This is a genomic window from Streptomyces sp. NPDC030222 (genome assembly GCF_055573115.1).
In genome coordinates this window covers 160,121-176,151 of sequence record NZ_JBVICA010000009.1, presented here as the reverse complement: position 1 = coordinate 176,151, position 16,031 = coordinate 160,121, and the positions used below count along the sequence as shown (strand labels likewise).

The window sequence follows — 16,031 nt, the reverse complement described above, 5'->3', positions numbered from 1 at the left end:
TTCGTCCGGGACAGCGCATGCCGGGCGCCGGCCCGGGCAGGTCATCCGAAAACCGGGAGGCATCCGGCAAACGGACCGGGAGAGATTCCCATGAGCGTCGGCAGTACACCCGCGCCCGCACCCGCGGGCGCCGAAGAGACACCTCTGAAGCGGGCCATCGGGCCCAAACTGCTGATCCTCTTCGTGATCGGCGACATCCTCGGCACCGGCATCTACGCCACCACCGGCAAGGTCGCCGGGAAGGTGGGCGGAGCCCTCTGGCTGCCGTTCGTGATCGGCTTCGTCGTGGCGATCCTCACGGCGGCGTCGTACGTCGAACTGGTCAGCAAGTACCCGAGGGCCGCGGGCGCCGCGCTCTACACCCAGAAGGCGTTCGGGATCCCGTTCCTCACCTTCATCATCGCCTTCATGGTGATGTGCTCGGGCCTGTCGTCGGCGAGCGCCGCCGCCCGCGCGTTCAGCGGCGACTACCTCGCCGAGTTCACCGGGGCCGTACCGCCCACCCTGGTCGCCATCCTGTTCATCCTGGCCCTCGCCGCCCTGGCCCTGCGCGGCGTCTCCGAGTCCGTGAAGACCAATGTGGTCCTCACCCTCGTCGAACTCACCGGCCTGGTGGTCATCCTCGCCATCGGCGCGTACTCCGTGCTGGCCGGCCACGGCACGCCTTCACGGCTCGGCGACTTCGAGGCGCAGGGCACCGGGTTCGCCCTGCTCACCAGCGTCCTCGGAGCCACCGCGCTCGCCTTCTTCGCGTTCGTCGGGTTCGAGGACTCGGTCAACATGGCGGAGGAGACCAAGGACCCGGTCCGCACCTTCCCGCGCGCGATCTTCCTCGGGGTCGGCATCACCGGGACCGTCTACGTGCTGGTCGGACTCGTCTCGTCGCTCCTCGTCGACTACCGCACCCTCGAGCAGTCCAGCGGGCCCCTGCTGGAGGTCGTCAAGGTGAGCGGGGTCGCCTTCCCGCCGAAGCTCTTCGCCCTGATCGCGCTGTTCGCCGTCACCAACTCCGCGCTGATCAACATCATGATGGCCTCCAGGCTCTGCTACGGACTGGCCAACGAACGGATCCTGCCCCGGGTCATGGCCCGCGTCCTGCCGCACCGCCGAACCCCCGTGACCGGCATCCTCTTCGTCACGCTGCTCGCCGTCGGGCTGGTGTCGACCGGCGGGATCGAAGGCCTCGGCGACACCACCGCGTTCCTCCTGCTGTGCGTGTTCACCGTCGTCAACATCGCCGTCCTGGTACTGCGCGGGGACCGCGTGGCGCACGCCCACTTCCGCACCCCGACCGCGCTGCCGGTCCTCGGCGCGATCGCCTCGCTCGTCCTGGCCAGCCCGCTCGCCGACCGGGCGGCCGACGTGTACATCCGCGCGGGCGTGCTGCTCGCCATCGGCATCCTGCTCTGGGTGGTGAACCGGCTGGTCCTGAAGCTGCGGCACGAGGAACCGGGACGGCCCGCCGGGGACTCGACACCGGAGGCCTGAGAAGCACGAGGGCGGACCTTAGCCAACCTCGCGCATGTTCCGCTGGAAAATGCCATAAGTCTCACCTGCGGGCTGCACGGTGCGTAACCTCTTCGTCACGGACAAGTGTCCTAGGGGTTCGTACACACGCGCCGGAGGGGGTTCCGCGTGCCCGGAATCGACGAGTGCCTACTGCACGCCATGCGACTGCCCGGCGCGCGAGGCGCCGCTGTGGTCGACTGGACCAGCGGGCTCGCGCTCGGCACGGTGGGTGACGCGGCCGGCGACGACCACGAGACGGCGGCGGCCGAGACGGCCGAACTGGCCCGCATGGCCGCCGAGAATCCCACGTTCGCCCCCGTCGGCCCGGCAGGGTCCGGGACGGGCGCGGCCGAGGGAGGCGGTCCGGCCAAGGGGTTGTTCGTCGAGGACGTCATCGTCACCACCCACACGTGTTATCACGTACTGCGCTTCGTCGAGACGCAATTCGAGAGCAGCGTCCTGCTGCATCTGTGGCTCGACCGCGACGAGGGCAATCTCGCCATGGCGCGGCTGCAGCTGCGGGAACTCGCGGAGCGGCTGGTGCTCGAATGACCGTCTCGCCCATGCTCCAGCGCCTCGCCGCCGAGCGGGCCACCGGAGCGCTGCTGCGCGACCGGGGCGTGATCTACCTGGCCGACGGGCAGGTCGTGCACGCCGAGAGTCCCGCCTCCCCCGGCCTGGACGTCCTGCTGACGGCCGGCGGCCGGCTGCACCCCGACCGATGGCAGGAGGCCCTGCAGCAGGCCGGGGCGCGCCGCAAGGTCGGCCGCTGGCTCGTCGACAGCGGCCGGATCTCCGGCGGCGAACTGGAGATCTGCCACCTGGGCGCGCTGTTCGACGCCGCGTTCTTCGCACTGGCGCCCAGCGGCGGCCCGACCCGCTTCCGCTACGGCGTGGCGCACTGGATGGGCCCCGTACGACCCGTGCCGGCGGAGGCCGTCGAGCGGGAGACCGAGCGGCGCCGGCGGCTGCTCGACCGGCTCTGGGCGCACCCGGAGACCGACACCGCTCCCGTCGTCCGCACCTCCCTGCCGCCCGACAGCCGGATCGCCCCCCGCCACCACGCCGTGCTGGACCTCGCGGACGGCACTCGCACCCCAGCCGACATCGCACGCGAACTGGGCAGACCGGCGTTCCACACGCTGATCGACGTACGCCGGCTGGCCGCGGCCGGCTTCGTCGAGACGCCGAAGCCGCGCCCGAGACAACGACCCGTGCCCGCGTACGTGCCGCCGCGTCCCCCCGCCGCGAGCCTCGACCCGGCCGGTGTCGCCGCGGACGTGGCGCTGCTCCGGCGACTGCGTGACGCCTTGGAGGCAACGCTGTGATCCGCGCGCTGAGGCATCGCGCCGAGAGGAGACTGCTGATGGCTGCGAGCCCCGAAGTCCTCGACGAACTCAACCGGTTGAGGACCCGGTTGCCGCAGCTGACCGGCGCGCTCGCGGCCAGCGTGGACGGCCTCGTACTCGCCCAGGACACGGCCGAGGTGGAGGCGGAGGGCATCGCCGCGCTCACGGCCGCCGCCCTCGGTGTCGCACTGCGGCTCACCGACGCCACCGGCCGCGGCGGCTTCCGGGAACTGCTGCTGCGCGGCGAGCACGGCTATGTGGCGACCTACGCGGCGGGCGCCTCCGCCGTACTGACCCTGCTCGCCGGCCCCCGCGTCAATGTGGGCCGGCTCCACCTGGAGGCCCGCCGCTCCGGCGCCCGGATAGGCCAGATCGTGGACGCGACTCTCGAACGACCCGAATACACCCAGGAAGAGCCCGATCGGCCGACCGATCGCCAGCTGGACCGCAAGCCCGACCGAAAGGAACCCCTCTCATGGCCAACACCGAAACTGCCCTCAAGGAAGCGATGACCTCGATCGAGGGCGCCATCGGTGCCGCCCTCGTCGACTACACCAGCGGTATGGCGCTGGGCACCATCGGAGGCGGAAAACACCTCGATCTGAACGTGGCCGCGGCCGGGAACACCGACGTGGTGCGCGCCAAGCTCCGCACCATGGAACTCCTGGGCCTGCAGGACGACATCGAGGACATCCTGATCACCCTGGGCAGCCAGTACCACCTGATCCGGCTCCTCAAGGCCCGCGGCGGCAACGGCCTGTTCCTCTACATCGCGCTGGACGCCCAGCGTTCGAACCTGGCGATGGCCCGTCACCAGCTGAGGAAGATCGAGACCGAACTGGAGGTCTGACCGCGTACTCCCCGCGCCGGCGCCGCGCCTCGGTCTCGGGAGGCGCGGCGTCCTCGTGCCCCGGTCGGCTCCCGCTGAGGCCGCGCGGACGCGCCGGCCGGGGGTCGAGCAGGGTCGTGGTCTCGTCGGCGCCGCCGTGGTCGCCGTAGGCGGCGGTGCGCGGCCGGGGATGCCCGGGCCGGGAGGACGGGTCCGGATGGCGGATCCGGGCCGTCGGCCGCTACTCGACGAAGAGTCCCCGCGCCGCCGCGTGTGTGTCGAACTCCTCCAGACGCGCCTGGGCGTCCGGCAGGTGGTCGCAGAGGGCCTCCAGGAGCACACGGCCCAGCAGCATCGGCGCACAGGCCGTGTCGAAGGCGAGGCCCGTGCCCACGGGGGCCGGGATGAGCAGGTCGCTGTGCTTGGCGACGGGTGCGAACGCGGAGTCGGCGACCGTAACCACCTTCAGGCCCTTGTCCCGGGCGTAGTCGAGGGTCTCGACGACCTCGCGCGGATGGCGCGGGAGCGCGAAGCACAGCAGTGCGCTCGCGCCTGCGCGCCGGGCCGCGTCGATGCGGTCGGCGAGCATCGAGCCGCCCTCGTCGAGGAGTCGTACGTCGGGGTGCACCTTGGCGGCGAAGTAGGCGAACCCGCGGGCCTGGGAGGATGCGGCCCGCAGCCCGAGGACGGGCAGCGGACGGGACAGGGCGAGCAGCCGGCCCGCCTCCTCGACCGGGCCGGGGTCGGCCAGGAATTCGGCGAGGTGCCGCAGGTTCTCCATCTCGGCGTGGACGGCCTGCTGGTACTCGTTGTGCGGGGACCCGGTCTCGACCGGGGCCGCCGGGGCGACCTCGCGCAGGTGCCGGCGCAGCGCCGGGTAGCCGTCGAAACCGAGCGCCACCGCGAAGCGGGTGACGGAGGGCTGGCTGACCCCGGCGAGCTCGGCGAGCTCGACGCTCGAAAGGAACGGGGCGTCGGCCGCCCGCCGGACCATGCAGTGGGCGATGCGCCGCTGGGTAGGGGTGAGCCGGTGCCCCTCGAAGAGCTGCTGCAGGCGTGCCGCAGGACTGTCGTTCACTGCCATCCCCCGTCCGGCGATCTCATGACGATGCTATTCAGTCACTGAGAACTCTGCATGAGGCTATGCAGCGGGGGCAACCCGGTCCGGCGGACGGACATCCGGTATCCGGACGGGCGTGCCGACGTGTACGTGCGGGCGGGCCGAGGTGTCCGTGCGGCCGGGCAGGCGTACGTACGGCCGGGAACGGCGTGGCGGGGACCGCCGCACCCCGGCCGGAGCCGGGGGCGGGACGACGGCGGTCCCCGCGGGGGGCACGGGCCGGGTCAGGGCCGGCCTGCGCGCCCCGGCGTCCAGGGAGGTCCGGGAGCCGCTCCGGAGGTCCTTGGCGCCGTTGGTGGCGCCGGCGGGACGTGATCGCCTCGCCGACGTCCACCAATGTGCCGGACCTGTGTTAAGCGGGTGCTGCGTAAACGTGTCGCGTTCGTTCCCGTTTCGCGAAACTCCCCTTCCCCTCAGGGGAGTCAGGCCTTGGCCCCGGCCTTGGCGAGGAACGCCAGCAGGTCCTGACGGCTCACCACACCGGTCGGCTTGCCCTCCACGAGGACGATCGCCGCGTCGGCCTCGCCGAGGACGGACATCAGGTCCTCGACCGGCTCGCCGGAGCCGACCTGCGGCAGCGGCGCGCTCATGTGCTTCTCCAACGGGTCGCCCAGCGACGCCCGCTGCGTGAACAGCGCGTCGAGCAGCTCGCGCTCCACGACCGAGCCGACGACCTCGGCGGCCATGACGTCGGGGTGTCCGGCACCGGGCTTGACGATCGGCATCTGGGAGACGCCGTACTCGCGCAGCACCTCGATGGCCTGGCCGACGGTCTCGTCCGGGTGCATGTGGACGAGCGAGGGCATGCCGCCCTCCTTGTCGTTCAGCACGTCGCCGACGTTCGCGGAGGGGCCGGCGTCCTCGAGGAAGCCGTAGTCGGCCATCCACTCGTCGTTGAAGATCTTGCTGAGGTAGCCGCGGCCACTGTCCGGCAGCAGCACGACCACGACGTCGTCCGGGCCGAGGCCCTTGGCGACCTCCAGCGCGGCCACGACCGCCATGCCGCAGGAGCCGCCGACGAGCAGGCCCTCCTCCTTGGCGAGGCGCCGGGTCATCTGGAACGAGTCCTTGTCGGACACGGCGACGATCTGGTCGGTGACGTTCCGGTCGTAGGCGGACGGCCAGAAGTCCTCGCCGACGCCCTCCACGAGGTAGGGGCGACCGGAGCCGCCGGAGTAGACGGAGCCCTCCGGGTCGGCGCCGATGATCTTCACCTTGCCGTCGCCGACCTCCTTGAGGTAGCGGCCGGTGCCGGAGATGGTGCCGCCGGTGCCGACGCCCGCGACGAAGTGGGTGATCTTCCCCTCCGTCTGTTCCCACAGCTCGGGACCGGTGGTCTCGTAGTGCGAGCGCGGGTTGTTCGGGTTGCTGTACTGGTCGGGCTTCCAGGCACCCGGCGTCTCACGGACGAGCCGGTCGGAGACGTTGTAGTAGGAGTCGGGGTGCTCCGGCGCGACGGCCGTCGGGCAGACGACGACCTCGGCACCGTAGGCCCGCAGCACGTTGATCTTGTCGGTGGAGACCTTGTCCGGGCAGACGAAGATGCACTTGTAGCCCTTCTGCTGGGCCACGATCGCCAGGCCGACGCCGGTGTTGCCACTGGTCGGCTCGACGATGGTGCCGCCGGGCTTCAGTTCGCCGCTCTTCTCCGCGGCTTCGATCATGCGCAGAGCGATGCGGTCCTTGACCGAACCGCCCGGGTTGAAGTACTCGACCTTGGCCAGGACAGTCGCCTGAATGCCCTCGGTCACGTTGTTGAGCCGCACCAGCGGGGTGTTGCCGACGAGGCTGATCATCGAGTCGTGGATTTGCACCGTGTTCTCCGGGGTCTCCGTAATGGTCCAGTCAGCGTATGCGGACGGAGTCCCGTCATTCACCTCCATGGTTCACCCACTGCGGGAATGACGCGATTGAGGCACACCCACGACCGGGCACGTAGCTGGTACGGCGACGAGGAGGTGGCGGTTGTCCAGGGCGAGGGTGGCACGAAGGATCGCCGCGGGTGCGGCTTACGGAGGCGGCGGCATCGGGCTGCTGGGGGTGGCGGCAGCCGGTGTGCTCCTGGCCGAGGTGCAGCTGGCACGGCGTGCGGTGGGCGGCGGTCTCTCCGACCCTCCCGACGCGGACGGCCTCTACGGGATGGTGTTCGCGGGCGGCGGTGATCCGCTCCGCCTGGGGATGCTGGGCGACTCGACGGCCGCCGGGCAGGGCGTACGGAGGGCGGGGCAGACGCCGGGGGCCCTGCTGGCCTCGGGGCTGGCGGCGGTGGCGGAGCGCCCGGTGGACCTGCACAACGTGGCGCTGCCCGGTGCCCGCTCGGACGACCTCGACCGGCAGGTCACGCTGATCCTGTCGGACACCTCACGGACCCCCGACGTCTGCGTGATCATGATCGGGGCCAACGACGTGACGCACCGGATCCCGGCGACGCGCTCGGTGCGCTGCCTGGCGGACGCGGTGCGGCGGCTGCGTACGGCGGGCGCCGAGGTGGTCGTGGGCACCTGCCCGGATCTCGGGACGATCGAGCCGGTGTACCAGCCGTTGCGCTGGCTGGCCCGCCGGACGTCGCGGCAGCTGGCCGCGGCGCAGACGATCGGCGTGGTGGAGCACGGCGGGCGGACCGTGTCGCTGGGCGACCTGCTGGGCCCGGAGTTCGCGGCCAATCCGCGGGAGCTGTTCGGGCCGGACAACTACCACCCCTCTGCGGAGGGCTACGCGACGGCGGCGATGGCGGTGCTGCCGACGCTGTGCGCGGCGCTCGGCCTGTGGCCGGAGAGCGACCGCCCCGACGCGTCGCGGGACGAGGACATCCTGCCGGTGGCCGTCGCCGCCGTCGAAGCCGTGGAGGAGGCCGGTACGGAGGTCACGGGTGTACGGGCCGCGTGGGCGCTGCTCAAACACCGGCGCTGGAGGAGGCTGCCGGCCGGGGCGGAGCCCGCGCCGGAGCGGGCCGAGGAACCCGCGGAGCGGACCACGGCGCCGGACGCGGCCGCCTCGCCGTGAGCTCACCGGGAGCTCGCCGGGAGCTCGCCGGGAGCTCGCCGGGAGGGACGCCGGCCCTCCTGGCAGCACCCCGGCTTGTCGGCATGGCACCCCAGGGAACAAAATTGGCTGAGCGAGCGCTTAGAAAAGAGGTCCGCATCACATGGTGCGGCCGGTGACCGCCCACGGTACGGACAGGTAACTTCCCTTTCTGTCCTGCCGCCTTCCTCGCCCCTCAGGAGCCGTGATGCCCGAAGCCGTGATCGTCTCTGCCGCCCGCTCGCCCATCGGCCGCGCCTTCAAGGGGTCGCTCAAGGACGTCCGCCCGGACGACCTGACCGCCACGATCATCCAGGCCGCGCTGGCGAAGGTCCCCGAGCTCGACCCGCGGGACATCGACGACCTGATGCTGGGCTGCGGCCTGCCCGGTGGTGAGCAGGGCCACAACCTGGGCCGCATCGTGGCCGTGCAGATGGGCATGGACCACCTGCCGGGCTGCACCATCACCCGCTACTGCTCCTCCTCGCTCCAGACGTCGCGGATGGCGCTGCACGCGATCAAGGCGGGCGAGGGCGACGTCTTCATCTCGGCCGGCGTGGAGACCGTCTCCCGCAGCGTGAAGGGCACCAGCGACGGCCTGCCGGACACCCACAACCCGCTCTTCGCCGAGGCCGAGGCCCGCACCGCGACCGTCGCGCAGAGCGAGGGCGCGGACTGGCACGACCCGCGCGAGGACGGCCTGATCCCGGACGCCTACATCGCGATGGGCCAGACCGCGGAGAACCTGGCCCGGCTCAAGGGCGTCACCCGCCAGGAGATGGACGAGTTCGGCGTACGGTCCCAGAACCTCGCCGAGGAGGCCATCAAGAAGGGCTTCTGGGAGCGCGAGATCACCCCGGTGACCCTGCCCGACGGCACGGTCGTCTCCAAGGACGACGGCCCGCGCGCGGGTGTGACGCTGGAGGGCGTGCAGGGCCTGAAGCCGGTCTTCCGTCCCGACGGCCTCGTCACCGCCGGCAACTGCTGCGCGCTCAACGACGGCGCCGCGGCGCTGGTCATCATGTCCGACACCAAGGCGCGGGAGCTGGGCCTGACCCCGCTCGCCCGGATCGTGTCCACCGGCGTCTCCGGCCTCTCCCCCGAGATCATGGGCTACGGCCCGGTGGAGGCCAGCAGGCAGGCCCTGAGGCGGGCCGGCCTGACCATCGACGACATCGACCTGGTCGAGATCAACGAGGCGTTCGCCGCACAGGTCATCCCGTCCTACCGCGACCTGGGCATCGACATCGACAAGCTGAACGTGAACGGTGGCGCCATCGCCGTCGGCCACCCCTTCGGCATGACCGGCGCCCGCATCACCACCACGCTGATCAACAGCCTCCAGTTCCACGACAAGCAGTTCGCCCTGGAGACGATGTGCGTCGGCGGCGGCCAGGGCATGGCCATGGTCATCGAGCGCCTGAGCTGACCCCGGCGGTGCCCGGCGGCCCCCGGGCCGCTCCCGGGACCCCGGTTCCCAACCCGGTCGCGGCCGAGCCGTGACCAAATCTCCCCCAGGATGTGACCTATGTCCTGGGGGAGGATCGTTTGCGCAGGTCACCCACCTCGCCGGAGTAAACCTCGGGCCAAAAGTCCTGTCCTTTTCGTGACGTAATGCACTGACACGAGGGGCGGGTCCACGACAAGCTGATGTAGGAAGTCCGGGGGGTATCCATTGAATCCGGGAGTAAGTCAGTGAGCGCGATGTCTTTTGCCCTGCTGCTGACCACGGCCGCTGCCACGGTCGTGGGGGCAGCTGCCCTGCACGCCGCTCACGGGCTGCGGAAGCAGGTGACCGCCCTGCGTGTCGAGCTCGCCGCCGCGAGTGACCGCCGCACGGCCACCATTCCGCCACAGTCCCGTCACAGCCACGCCGCGGACATACGCGCCGCCGTCGCCGAGGCCCTGGCCGAGGAGCGCGAGCGCGAGCTGGCCGAGGCGCGCGCCTTCTGGGCGGCGCAGGAGGCCCGCGACGCCGCGGACGCCCCGTCCCTGCTGGGCGGACTCGGCGGGCTGGGCGACGAGTCCGGTTTCTTCATGCCGCGCCAGGCGGACCTGGTGGGCCTGGAAGGCCTTCCCGAGGTGACCGAGCCGGCCGTCGAGGAGTTCCCCGAGGACTCCCCCGAGCTGGCCGCGGCCCGCCGCCGGCACCCCTCGCACCCCGACTTCGTGCCCGTCCAGACGCCGGTCGTCACCGACCACGAGCGCACCGTGGCCCGCCTCGAGGAGCTCGCCGAGGCCGGTACGGCCCTGTCGGACGTGCGTCCCGGCCCGCTGGGCACCCTCGACGTGTACGTGTTCGCCGACGGGACCACGCTGTGCATGACCCCCGGCCACCGCGAGACCGCTGAGCGGCTGGGCGAGGCCCTCCGCTCCGGCGAGGTACCGGTCCTGCTGGGCGGTTCCGGCGTGTCCGGCGCGTACGCACTCACCTTCTTCTGCGGCGGGGAGAACGTCTACGTGCTCGCCGACCGCGTCATCGCGTCGCTCTGACGCACCACCGGCCGCCGGTCCGACCAGCCCCCGCCCGCACCCCCGCGGCGGGCTCAGCCGAACGCCTCGGACTCCGCGGCTGCGACCCTTCGCACGGCCTCGTCGAGTCCTCCGGACGGGGCCGTTTCCCGTGCCGCCAGAGCCAGCGCCAGATCGTTCCCGGCGACCGCCAGTTGGTCGGCGACGGCGAAGACCCCGGCGTCGGGCAGGGTGCGTGGTTCGGCGTCCGGGAACTCCAGCCGCTGGGCGCGCAGGGCGAGATCGCGGGCGAGGGCGAGGCCCGCCGCGGCCGCGCCGCGCCGGAGCCGGCTCTCGGGCGCCGCCCGCAGACGGTCGGCGAAGCGTTCCACGGCGTTCGTCAAGGGCGTCACGTCAACCACGCCGCGACCCTACGCGCCTCCCCCGCACTGTTGCCAATACGCCAACACTCGGGCACGGTGACGTGAAGGACCAGCATCGCAATGCGTCCGGAGGCGCCGATGTCCCACGTCTTCTCCGAAGAGACCCATCGAAATCTGCTCTCCCGCATCCCCCAATGCACCGGTCGTGAAGTCTCCGACTGGCTGCGCACCGTCGAGGACGGCCCCGCCCTGTTCCGTTTCGAGGAGAAGGTGAGCTGGCTGCGCGGCGAGTACGACCTCGCCTACGGCCACGCGAAAGCGATCATCCACGAGTACGACCTCCGGCGCGCGGCACGCCGGCTGCACTGACGCGCGAGCGCGCGGGAAGCGGAGGAAACGGAAGGGCCCGGCACCGAAGTGCCGGGCCCTTCCGGGTCATCCACTGGGCGTCAGTCGTCGCCCTGCAGGATCGACACCAGACGGAGCATCTCGACGTAGATCCACACGAGCGTCATGGTGAGACCGAAGGCGGCCAGCCAGGACTCCTCGCGGGGCGCGCCGTAGGTGACGCCGTCCTCGACCTGCTTGAAGTCGAGGGCCAGGAAGCAGGCGCCGAGGACGACACCGATGACACCGAACAGGATGCCGAGGCCGCCGGAGCGCAGGCCCAGACCGTCACCGCCGGCGATGACGGCGACCAGCATGTTCACCAGCATCAACAGCACGAAGCCGATAGCCGCCGCCATCACGAAGCCGTAGAAGCGGCGGGTGACGCGGATGAGGCGGGTCTTGTAGGCGATCAGGACGCCGGCGAAGACCGCCATGGTGCCCAGGACGGCCTGGGCGACCGCGCCGGGTGCGACGTAGGTACTGACGATGCTCGACAGCACCCCGAGGAAGACGCCCTCGAACGCCGCGTAGGCGAGGATCAGCGCGGGCGAGGCCTTGCGCTTGAAGGACTGCACCATCGCCAGGACGAAGGCCACCAGGGCCGCGCCGATGGCGACGCCGTAGGACTTGCCCGCGTTCGCCGGGTCGACCGGCAGGAGGGTCCAGGCGGCGATGGCACCGACGACGACCGTGCCGAGCGTCATGGCCGTGCGGGCCACCACGTCGTCCATGGTCATCACATCGGCGCGGACCGGCGCCGGTGCACCTACCTGGGCGTCCTGCGCGTACGGGTTGGTCGCGTAGGGGTTGGTCGCGTACGGGTTCGTGCCGGCTGCGGTGCCCCCGGCCTGTGCGGCGTCGAAGCCCGCGTAGCCGTTGTCACGGCTGAACCCCCGTCGCGAGAAGACCGGGTTGCTGCTCCTCATCTCACTCCTCCATGGCCACCGAGCGCGGCCTTGCGTCAAGAGTAATGGGCAAGCAAAGGGAAGGCCCTAGTGCCTAGGGAGGATCTTTGCGGGACCGAGACCGGACCGGCGTCGAGAAGTGCCCGGAGCCGGATTCGAACCGGCACGGCCCGAAGGCCAGCGAGGTTTAAGCTCGCCGTGTCTGCATTCCACCATCCGGGCAACGCGCGGCTCCGCGTGAGCGTGACGAGCCTATCCGGACAGATCCCCCGAACAGCCGAGCGACGACCGGATGTTGTCTTATTTTATTGACTTCTGAGGGTGCGTCAGCAGGCCGGATGCCGCTTCGGCACATGCCGGAGGCGGTTGGCAGGCGTGGCCCGCGCCGAGACGAAATGACGGAAAGTCGTCCACCCGTTACGGGGAGGCCCGCCTCAGGGGCGCCGTCATACCCAAGGAGGACGGACGGCACCGGGGGTCCGACCCAAGACGGCCCCGGGAACGGGCACGAGGACTGACGATTCGCTCCCGCTGCCCGGACAGGATGGAGCCATCCCCGAACGACCGTCCGTCAGGAGTGCCCTGTGACCACCATGCCCACCGCCGTCCGCGCCACCGCGGTGGCCGCCCGCGCCACGGATCTCAGCAAGGTCTACGGATCCGGCGAGACCCAGGTGGTCGCCCTGGACCGGGTCACGGTCGACTTCCGGCAGGGGGAGTTCACCGCGATCATGGGCCCGTCCGGCTCCGGCAAGTCCACGCTGATGCACTGCGTCGCCGGCCTGGACAGCTTCAGCAGCGGCTCGGTGCGCATCGGCGACACCGAACTGGGCTCGCTCAAGGACAAGCAGCTGACCCAGTTGCGCCGGGACAAGATCGGATTTATTTTCCAGGCGTTCAATCTGCTGCCCACGCTGACGGCGCTCGAGAACATCACGCTGCCCATGGACATCGCCGGCCGCAAGGCCGACAAGCAGTGGCTGAACGCCGTCATCGACATGGTGGGACTGTCGGGCCGGCTCGGCCACCGCCCCACCCAGCTCTCCGGCGGCCAGCAGCAGCGCGTGGCCGTCGCCCGCGCCCTCGCCGGACGGCCGGAGATCATCTTCGGTGACGAGCCCACCGGCAACCTCGACTCCCGGTCCGGCGCCGAGGTGCTCGGCTTCCTCCGCAACTCCGTCCGTGAACTCGGCCAGACCGTCGTCATGGTGACCCACGACCCGGTCGCCGCCTCCTACTCGGACCGCGTCGTCTTCCTCGCCGACGGACGGATCGTCGACGAGATGCTGCACCCCACCGCGGACGCGGTGCTGGACCGGATGAAGGACTTCGACGCCAAGGGACGGACCAGCTGATCCACGGCTCCTCCGCAGACTTCCGGCCCCCACCCCAGGACTGACACACACCATGTTCCGTACCGCCCTGCGCAATGTGCTCGCGCACAAGGCCAGGCTGCTGATGACCGTGCTCGCCGTGATGCTCGGCGTGGCCTTCGTCTCCGGCACCCTGGTCTTCTCCGACACCCTCTCCAAGGCCTTCCGCAACCAGACCGCCAAGGGCTACGACAAGATCGCCGTCGGGATCACCTCGTACGGCTCGCCGGACTCCCAGCAGGAGCCGGGCATTCCCGCCGCCACCGTCGAGAAGATCGGGAAGATCGAGGGCGTCGCGGCCGCGACCGGCCGCGTCGACGGCTTCGCCGGCGTCGCCGACGAGAGCGGCAAGCTCATCGGCAACGGCTGGGCCAACATAGGCTCCAACTTCGCCCCCGGCAAGGACGGCAAGGACGAGCGCTACTCCTTCACCGACGGCCACGGCCCGGCGAAGGCCACCGAGATCGCCCTCGACAAGGACACCGCCGCGGAGGGCAGGTACCGGGTCGGCGACACCGTGCGCGTCGCCACCAACGGACCGGTCAAGGAGTACACGCTCGCCGGGGTCTTCACCACCGACGACGGCGGGGTGAGCGCGGGCGGAAGCCTCGTCCTCTTCCAGACCCCCGTGGCCCAGCAGCTCTACCTCAAGCCGGGCATCTTCCAGGACGTCACCGTCACCGGCCTTCCGGGCGCGTCCGACCAGAAGATCCTCGAACAGGTCAAGCCGCTGCTCCCCGAGGGCTCGGAGGCCAGGACCGGTGCGGCGCTCGCCGCCGACGAGGCCGAGACGATCGACCAGGAGCTGAGCGGCCTCAAGCAGATGCTGCTGGCCTTCGCCGGCATCGCGCTGTTCGTCGGTGTCTTCCTGATCTCCAACACCTTCACCATGCTGGTCGCCCAGCGCACCCGGGAACTCGCCCTGATGCGCGCCGTCGGCGCCTCCCGTCGGCAGATCACACGCTCGGTGCTCCTGGAGGCCCTGGTGGTCGGCGCCGTGGCCTCGGGTGTCGGCCTCGCCCTCGGTCTGGGACTCGCGACCGCGCTGCGCTCCGGCATGAGCGCCTTCGACATGAAGGTCCCGGACGGTCCGCTGGTCGTCTCCCCGACCGCCATCGTCTCGGCCATCGCCGTCGGCGTCCTGGTCACCGTGATCGCCGCCTGGCTGCCCGGCCGCCGCGCCGCGAAGATCCCGCCGGTCGCCGCCATGAGCAGCGTCCACGCGGTCGCCACGACCAAGTCCCTGGTGCTGCGCAACAGCATCGGCGCCCTCTTCACCCTCATCGGTGCAGCCGGCATCGTGGCCGGCGCGTCCATGGGCAAGGACGGCAAGGAGGTCATCGCCGGCGGCACCTTCTTCGCCCTGGTCGGCCTGATCATCCTGATCCCGCTCCTCTCCCGTCCGGTCATCGCGCTCGTACGGCCGCCGCTGACCCGGGTGTTCGGGGTGTCCGGCAAGCTCTCCGCGCAGAACGCGGTGCGCAACCCGCGCCGTACCGGCGCCACCGCCTCGGCCCTGGCCATCGGCCTGACCCTGGTCACCGGGCTGTCGGTGCTCGGCATCTCGATCGGCCAGGCCATCGAGAAGTCGACCACGGACAACGTCAAGGCCGACTACATGATCCAGATGGCGGGCGAGGGCATGCCGCTGGACAGGTCCACCTTGGACGCCGTCCGCAAGGCCAAGGGCGTCACCGCGGCCTCCCCGCAGCAGGCCTCCTACCTCGAGCTGGGCGGCGTCGCCCGCTCCGTCTCGGGCGTCGTGCCCGGTGACGTCGAGCAGGTCATGAACCTCGACGTCGTCGAGGGTTCGCTAGACTCGCTCGCCGAGGGCCGGATCGCCGTCGAGCGGAAGACCGCCGCGGACAAGGGCTGGAAGCTCGGCCAGACCCTGCCCGTGAAGTTCGACGACGGCAAGACCGGCAAGGTCACCCTCGGCGCCACGTACGAGGAGAACGAGCTCGTCTCCACCGTCATGGCTCCGCTGTCGCTGCTCGAAGCGCACGAGACCCACTCGTACATCCCGCAGATCTACGTGAAGACGGACGGCGGCGAGAGCCCGGCCAACGAGCAGGCCCTGGTGGACGCGCTCGGCCAGAACCCGGCCATCAAGGTCATGGACAAGCAGGACATCAGGGACTCGTTCGGCGGCATGATCAACATGCTTCTGAACATCATGTACGGCCTGCTGGCGATGGCCCTGATCATCGCGGTCCTCGGCGTCGTCAACACCCTCGCCATGTCGGTCTTCGAGCGCCAGCAGGAGATCGGGATGCTGCGGGCGATCGGCCTGGACCGCCGCAAGGTCAAGCGCATGATCCGCCTGGAGGCCGTGGTCATCTCGGTCTTCGGCGCCCTCGTCGGCGTGGCCATGGGCAGCTTCCTGGGCTGGGCGATCGGCCAGACCGTGAAGGGCTCCATCCCCAACTACGCCATGGTGATCCCCTGGGACCGCATCGGGATCTTCATGGTGCTCGCCGGGCTGGTCGGCGTGCTCGCCGCGATGTGGCCGGCACGGAGCGCGGCGCGGCTGAACATGCTGACGGCGATCAAGACGGAGTAGTCCTCGGCCTCCCGACCGGAAGGGCCCGGGCCGGGGGCGCAGGGGGGGGGGGGGGGCCTTTCGGGGGTGGGGGGGGGGGGGGGGGCGAGAGGGAGGTCGTGGTTTGTGGTGGAGGTTGATGGGGCGGGCAGGGCTCCA

The 16,031-nt window shown here is 70.9% G+C and carries 15 protein-coding genes and 1 tRNA gene; 11 read left to right on the top strand and 5 right to left on the bottom strand.

Going from position 1 to position 16,031, the window contains the following annotated elements:
• The first annotated feature begins 90 nt into the window (after positions 1-90).
• The 5 genes from ACZ4Z5_RS15945 to ACZ4Z5_RS15925 all read left to right on the top strand — a co-directional run bounded on the left by ACZ4Z5_RS15945 (position 91) and on the right by ACZ4Z5_RS15925 (position 3,708).
• On the top strand, positions 91-1,488 hold the full coding sequence (locus ACZ4Z5_RS15945) for an APC family permease (protein WP_468262456.1): 1,398 nt from the start codon (positions 91-93) through the stop codon (positions 1,486-1,488).
• 147 nt (positions 1,489-1,635) lie between these two features.
• Entirely contained in the window at positions 1,636-2,061 is a 426-nt protein-coding gene (locus tag ACZ4Z5_RS15940; RefSeq protein WP_468262453.1) for a hypothetical protein, read from the top strand.
• Positions 2,058-2,837 carry a transcriptional regulator gene (locus ACZ4Z5_RS15935; protein WP_468262450.1) on the top strand — a complete coding sequence of 260 codons (780 nt, stop codon included), beginning with the start codon at positions 2,058-2,060 and terminating at the stop codon, positions 2,835-2,837. Before ACZ4Z5_RS15940 ends, ACZ4Z5_RS15935 begins: the two co-directional genes overlap by 4 nt.
• A gap of 38 nt (positions 2,838-2,875) precedes the next feature.
• Positions 2,876-3,370 carry a roadblock/LC7 domain-containing protein gene (locus tag ACZ4Z5_RS15930; RefSeq protein ID WP_468262447.1) on the top strand — a complete coding sequence of 165 codons (495 nt, stop codon included), beginning with the start codon at positions 2,876-2,878 and terminating at the stop codon, positions 3,368-3,370.
• Positions 3,334-3,708 (top strand): hypothetical protein, encoded by a 375-nt coding sequence (locus ACZ4Z5_RS15925; protein WP_468262444.1) that lies wholly within the window; start codon positions 3,334-3,336, stop codon positions 3,706-3,708. Before ACZ4Z5_RS15930 ends, ACZ4Z5_RS15925 begins: the two co-directional genes overlap by 37 nt.
• 220 nt (positions 3,709-3,928) lie before the next feature.
• Here ACZ4Z5_RS15925 and ACZ4Z5_RS15920 read toward each other — a convergent pair whose 3' ends face one another.
• Together ACZ4Z5_RS15920 and ACZ4Z5_RS15915 are read right to left on the bottom strand one after the other, a co-directional pair.
• Entirely contained in the window at positions 3,929-4,771 is an 843-nt protein-coding gene (locus tag ACZ4Z5_RS15920; RefSeq protein ID WP_468262441.1) for a MurR/RpiR family transcriptional regulator, read from the bottom strand.
• 458 nt (positions 4,772-5,229) lie between these two features.
• On the bottom strand, positions 5,230-6,621 hold the full coding sequence (locus ACZ4Z5_RS15915) for a cystathionine beta-synthase (RefSeq protein WP_468262439.1): 1,392 nt from the start codon (positions 6,619-6,621) through the stop codon (positions 5,230-5,232).
• A 166-nt stretch (positions 6,622-6,787) separates the two neighbouring features.
• Between ACZ4Z5_RS15915 and ACZ4Z5_RS15910 the strand changes: the two genes are divergently transcribed.
• The 3 genes from ACZ4Z5_RS15910 to ACZ4Z5_RS15900 all read left to right on the top strand — a co-directional run bounded on the left by ACZ4Z5_RS15910 (position 6,788) and on the right by ACZ4Z5_RS15900 (position 10,321).
• A complete protein-coding gene (locus ACZ4Z5_RS15910) occupies positions 6,788-7,810 on the top strand; it encodes an SGNH/GDSL hydrolase family protein (protein WP_468262639.1) in 1,023 nt (340 codons plus the stop codon).
• Between the two features lie 226 nt (positions 7,811-8,036).
• A complete protein-coding gene (locus ACZ4Z5_RS15905) occupies positions 8,037-9,257 on the top strand; it encodes an acetyl-CoA C-acetyltransferase (RefSeq protein ID WP_468262436.1) in 1,221 nt (406 codons plus the stop codon).
• 275 nt (positions 9,258-9,532) lie between these two features.
• Positions 9,533-10,321 carry a hypothetical protein gene (locus ACZ4Z5_RS15900; RefSeq protein ID WP_468262636.1) on the top strand — a complete coding sequence of 263 codons (789 nt, stop codon included), beginning with the start codon at positions 9,533-9,535 and terminating at the stop codon, positions 10,319-10,321.
• A 53-nt stretch (positions 10,322-10,374) separates the two neighbouring features.
• Here ACZ4Z5_RS15900 and ACZ4Z5_RS15895 read toward each other — a convergent pair whose 3' ends face one another.
• The gene (locus tag ACZ4Z5_RS15895; RefSeq protein ID WP_468262434.1) at positions 10,375-10,701 is read right to left on the bottom strand and encodes a hypothetical protein; all 327 of its coding nucleotides are present in this window, start codon (positions 10,699-10,701) and stop codon (positions 10,375-10,377) included.
• A gap of 99 nt (positions 10,702-10,800) precedes the next feature.
• Between ACZ4Z5_RS15895 and ACZ4Z5_RS15890 the strand changes: the two genes are divergently transcribed.
• Positions 10,801-11,031: a DUF4287 domain-containing protein gene (locus ACZ4Z5_RS15890; protein WP_468262431.1), complete on the top strand. Its 231-nt coding sequence runs from the start codon at positions 10,801-10,803 to the stop codon at positions 11,029-11,031.
• 80 nt (positions 11,032-11,111) lie between these two features.
• Here the strand turns inward: ACZ4Z5_RS15890 and ACZ4Z5_RS15885 are convergent, their stop codons facing one another.
• Positions 11,112-11,978, bottom strand: coding sequence for a Bax inhibitor-1/YccA family protein (locus ACZ4Z5_RS15885; RefSeq protein ID WP_468262428.1), 867 nt, complete (start codon positions 11,976-11,978; stop codon positions 11,112-11,114).
• A gap of 119 nt (positions 11,979-12,097) precedes the next feature.
• Positions 12,098-12,179, bottom strand: a tRNA-Leu gene (locus tag ACZ4Z5_RS15880).
• Positions 12,180-12,541: 362 nt separating this feature from the next.
• On the opposite strand from ACZ4Z5_RS15880, the gene ACZ4Z5_RS15875 reads away from it, so the two are divergent.
• Together ACZ4Z5_RS15875 and ACZ4Z5_RS15870 are read left to right on the top strand one after the other, a co-directional pair.
• Positions 12,542-13,312 (top strand): ABC transporter ATP-binding protein, encoded by a 771-nt coding sequence (locus ACZ4Z5_RS15875; protein WP_468262425.1) that lies wholly within the window; start codon positions 12,542-12,544, stop codon positions 13,310-13,312.
• 52 nt (positions 13,313-13,364) lie between these two features.
• A complete protein-coding gene (locus ACZ4Z5_RS15870) occupies positions 13,365-15,893 on the top strand; it encodes an ABC transporter permease (RefSeq protein ID WP_468262423.1) in 2,529 nt (842 codons plus the stop codon).
• The last annotated feature ends 138 nt before the right edge of the window (positions 15,894-16,031 follow it).

Coding starts and splice junctions, on each gene's coding strand:
- ACZ4Z5_RS15930 (WP_468262447.1), top strand. CDS start 2,876: ATGGCTGCGAGCCCCGAAGTCCTCGACGAACTCAACCGGTTGAGGACC.
- ACZ4Z5_RS15885 (WP_468262428.1), bottom strand. CDS start 11,978: ATGAGGAGCAGCAACCCGGTCTTCTCGCGACGGGGGTTCAGCCGTGAC.
- ACZ4Z5_RS15870 (WP_468262423.1), top strand. CDS start 13,365: ATGTTCCGTACCGCCCTGCGCAATGTGCTCGCGCACAAGGCCAGGCTG.
- ACZ4Z5_RS15900 (WP_468262636.1), top strand. CDS start 9,533: ATGTCTTTTGCCCTGCTGCTGACCACGGCCGCTGCCACGGTCGTGGGG.
- ACZ4Z5_RS15890 (WP_468262431.1), top strand. CDS start 10,801: ATGTCCCACGTCTTCTCCGAAGAGACCCATCGAAATCTGCTCTCCCGC.
- ACZ4Z5_RS15920 (WP_468262441.1), bottom strand. CDS start 4,771: ATGGCAGTGAACGACAGTCCTGCGGCACGCCTGCAGCAGCTCTTCGAG.
- ACZ4Z5_RS15905 (WP_468262436.1), top strand. CDS start 8,037: ATGCCCGAAGCCGTGATCGTCTCTGCCGCCCGCTCGCCCATCGGCCGC.
- ACZ4Z5_RS15925 (WP_468262444.1), top strand. CDS start 3,334: ATGGCCAACACCGAAACTGCCCTCAAGGAAGCGATGACCTCGATCGAG.
- ACZ4Z5_RS15945 (WP_468262456.1), top strand. CDS start 91: ATGAGCGTCGGCAGTACACCCGCGCCCGCACCCGCGGGCGCCGAAGAG.
- ACZ4Z5_RS15935 (WP_468262450.1), top strand. CDS start 2,058: ATGACCGTCTCGCCCATGCTCCAGCGCCTCGCCGCCGAGCGGGCCACC.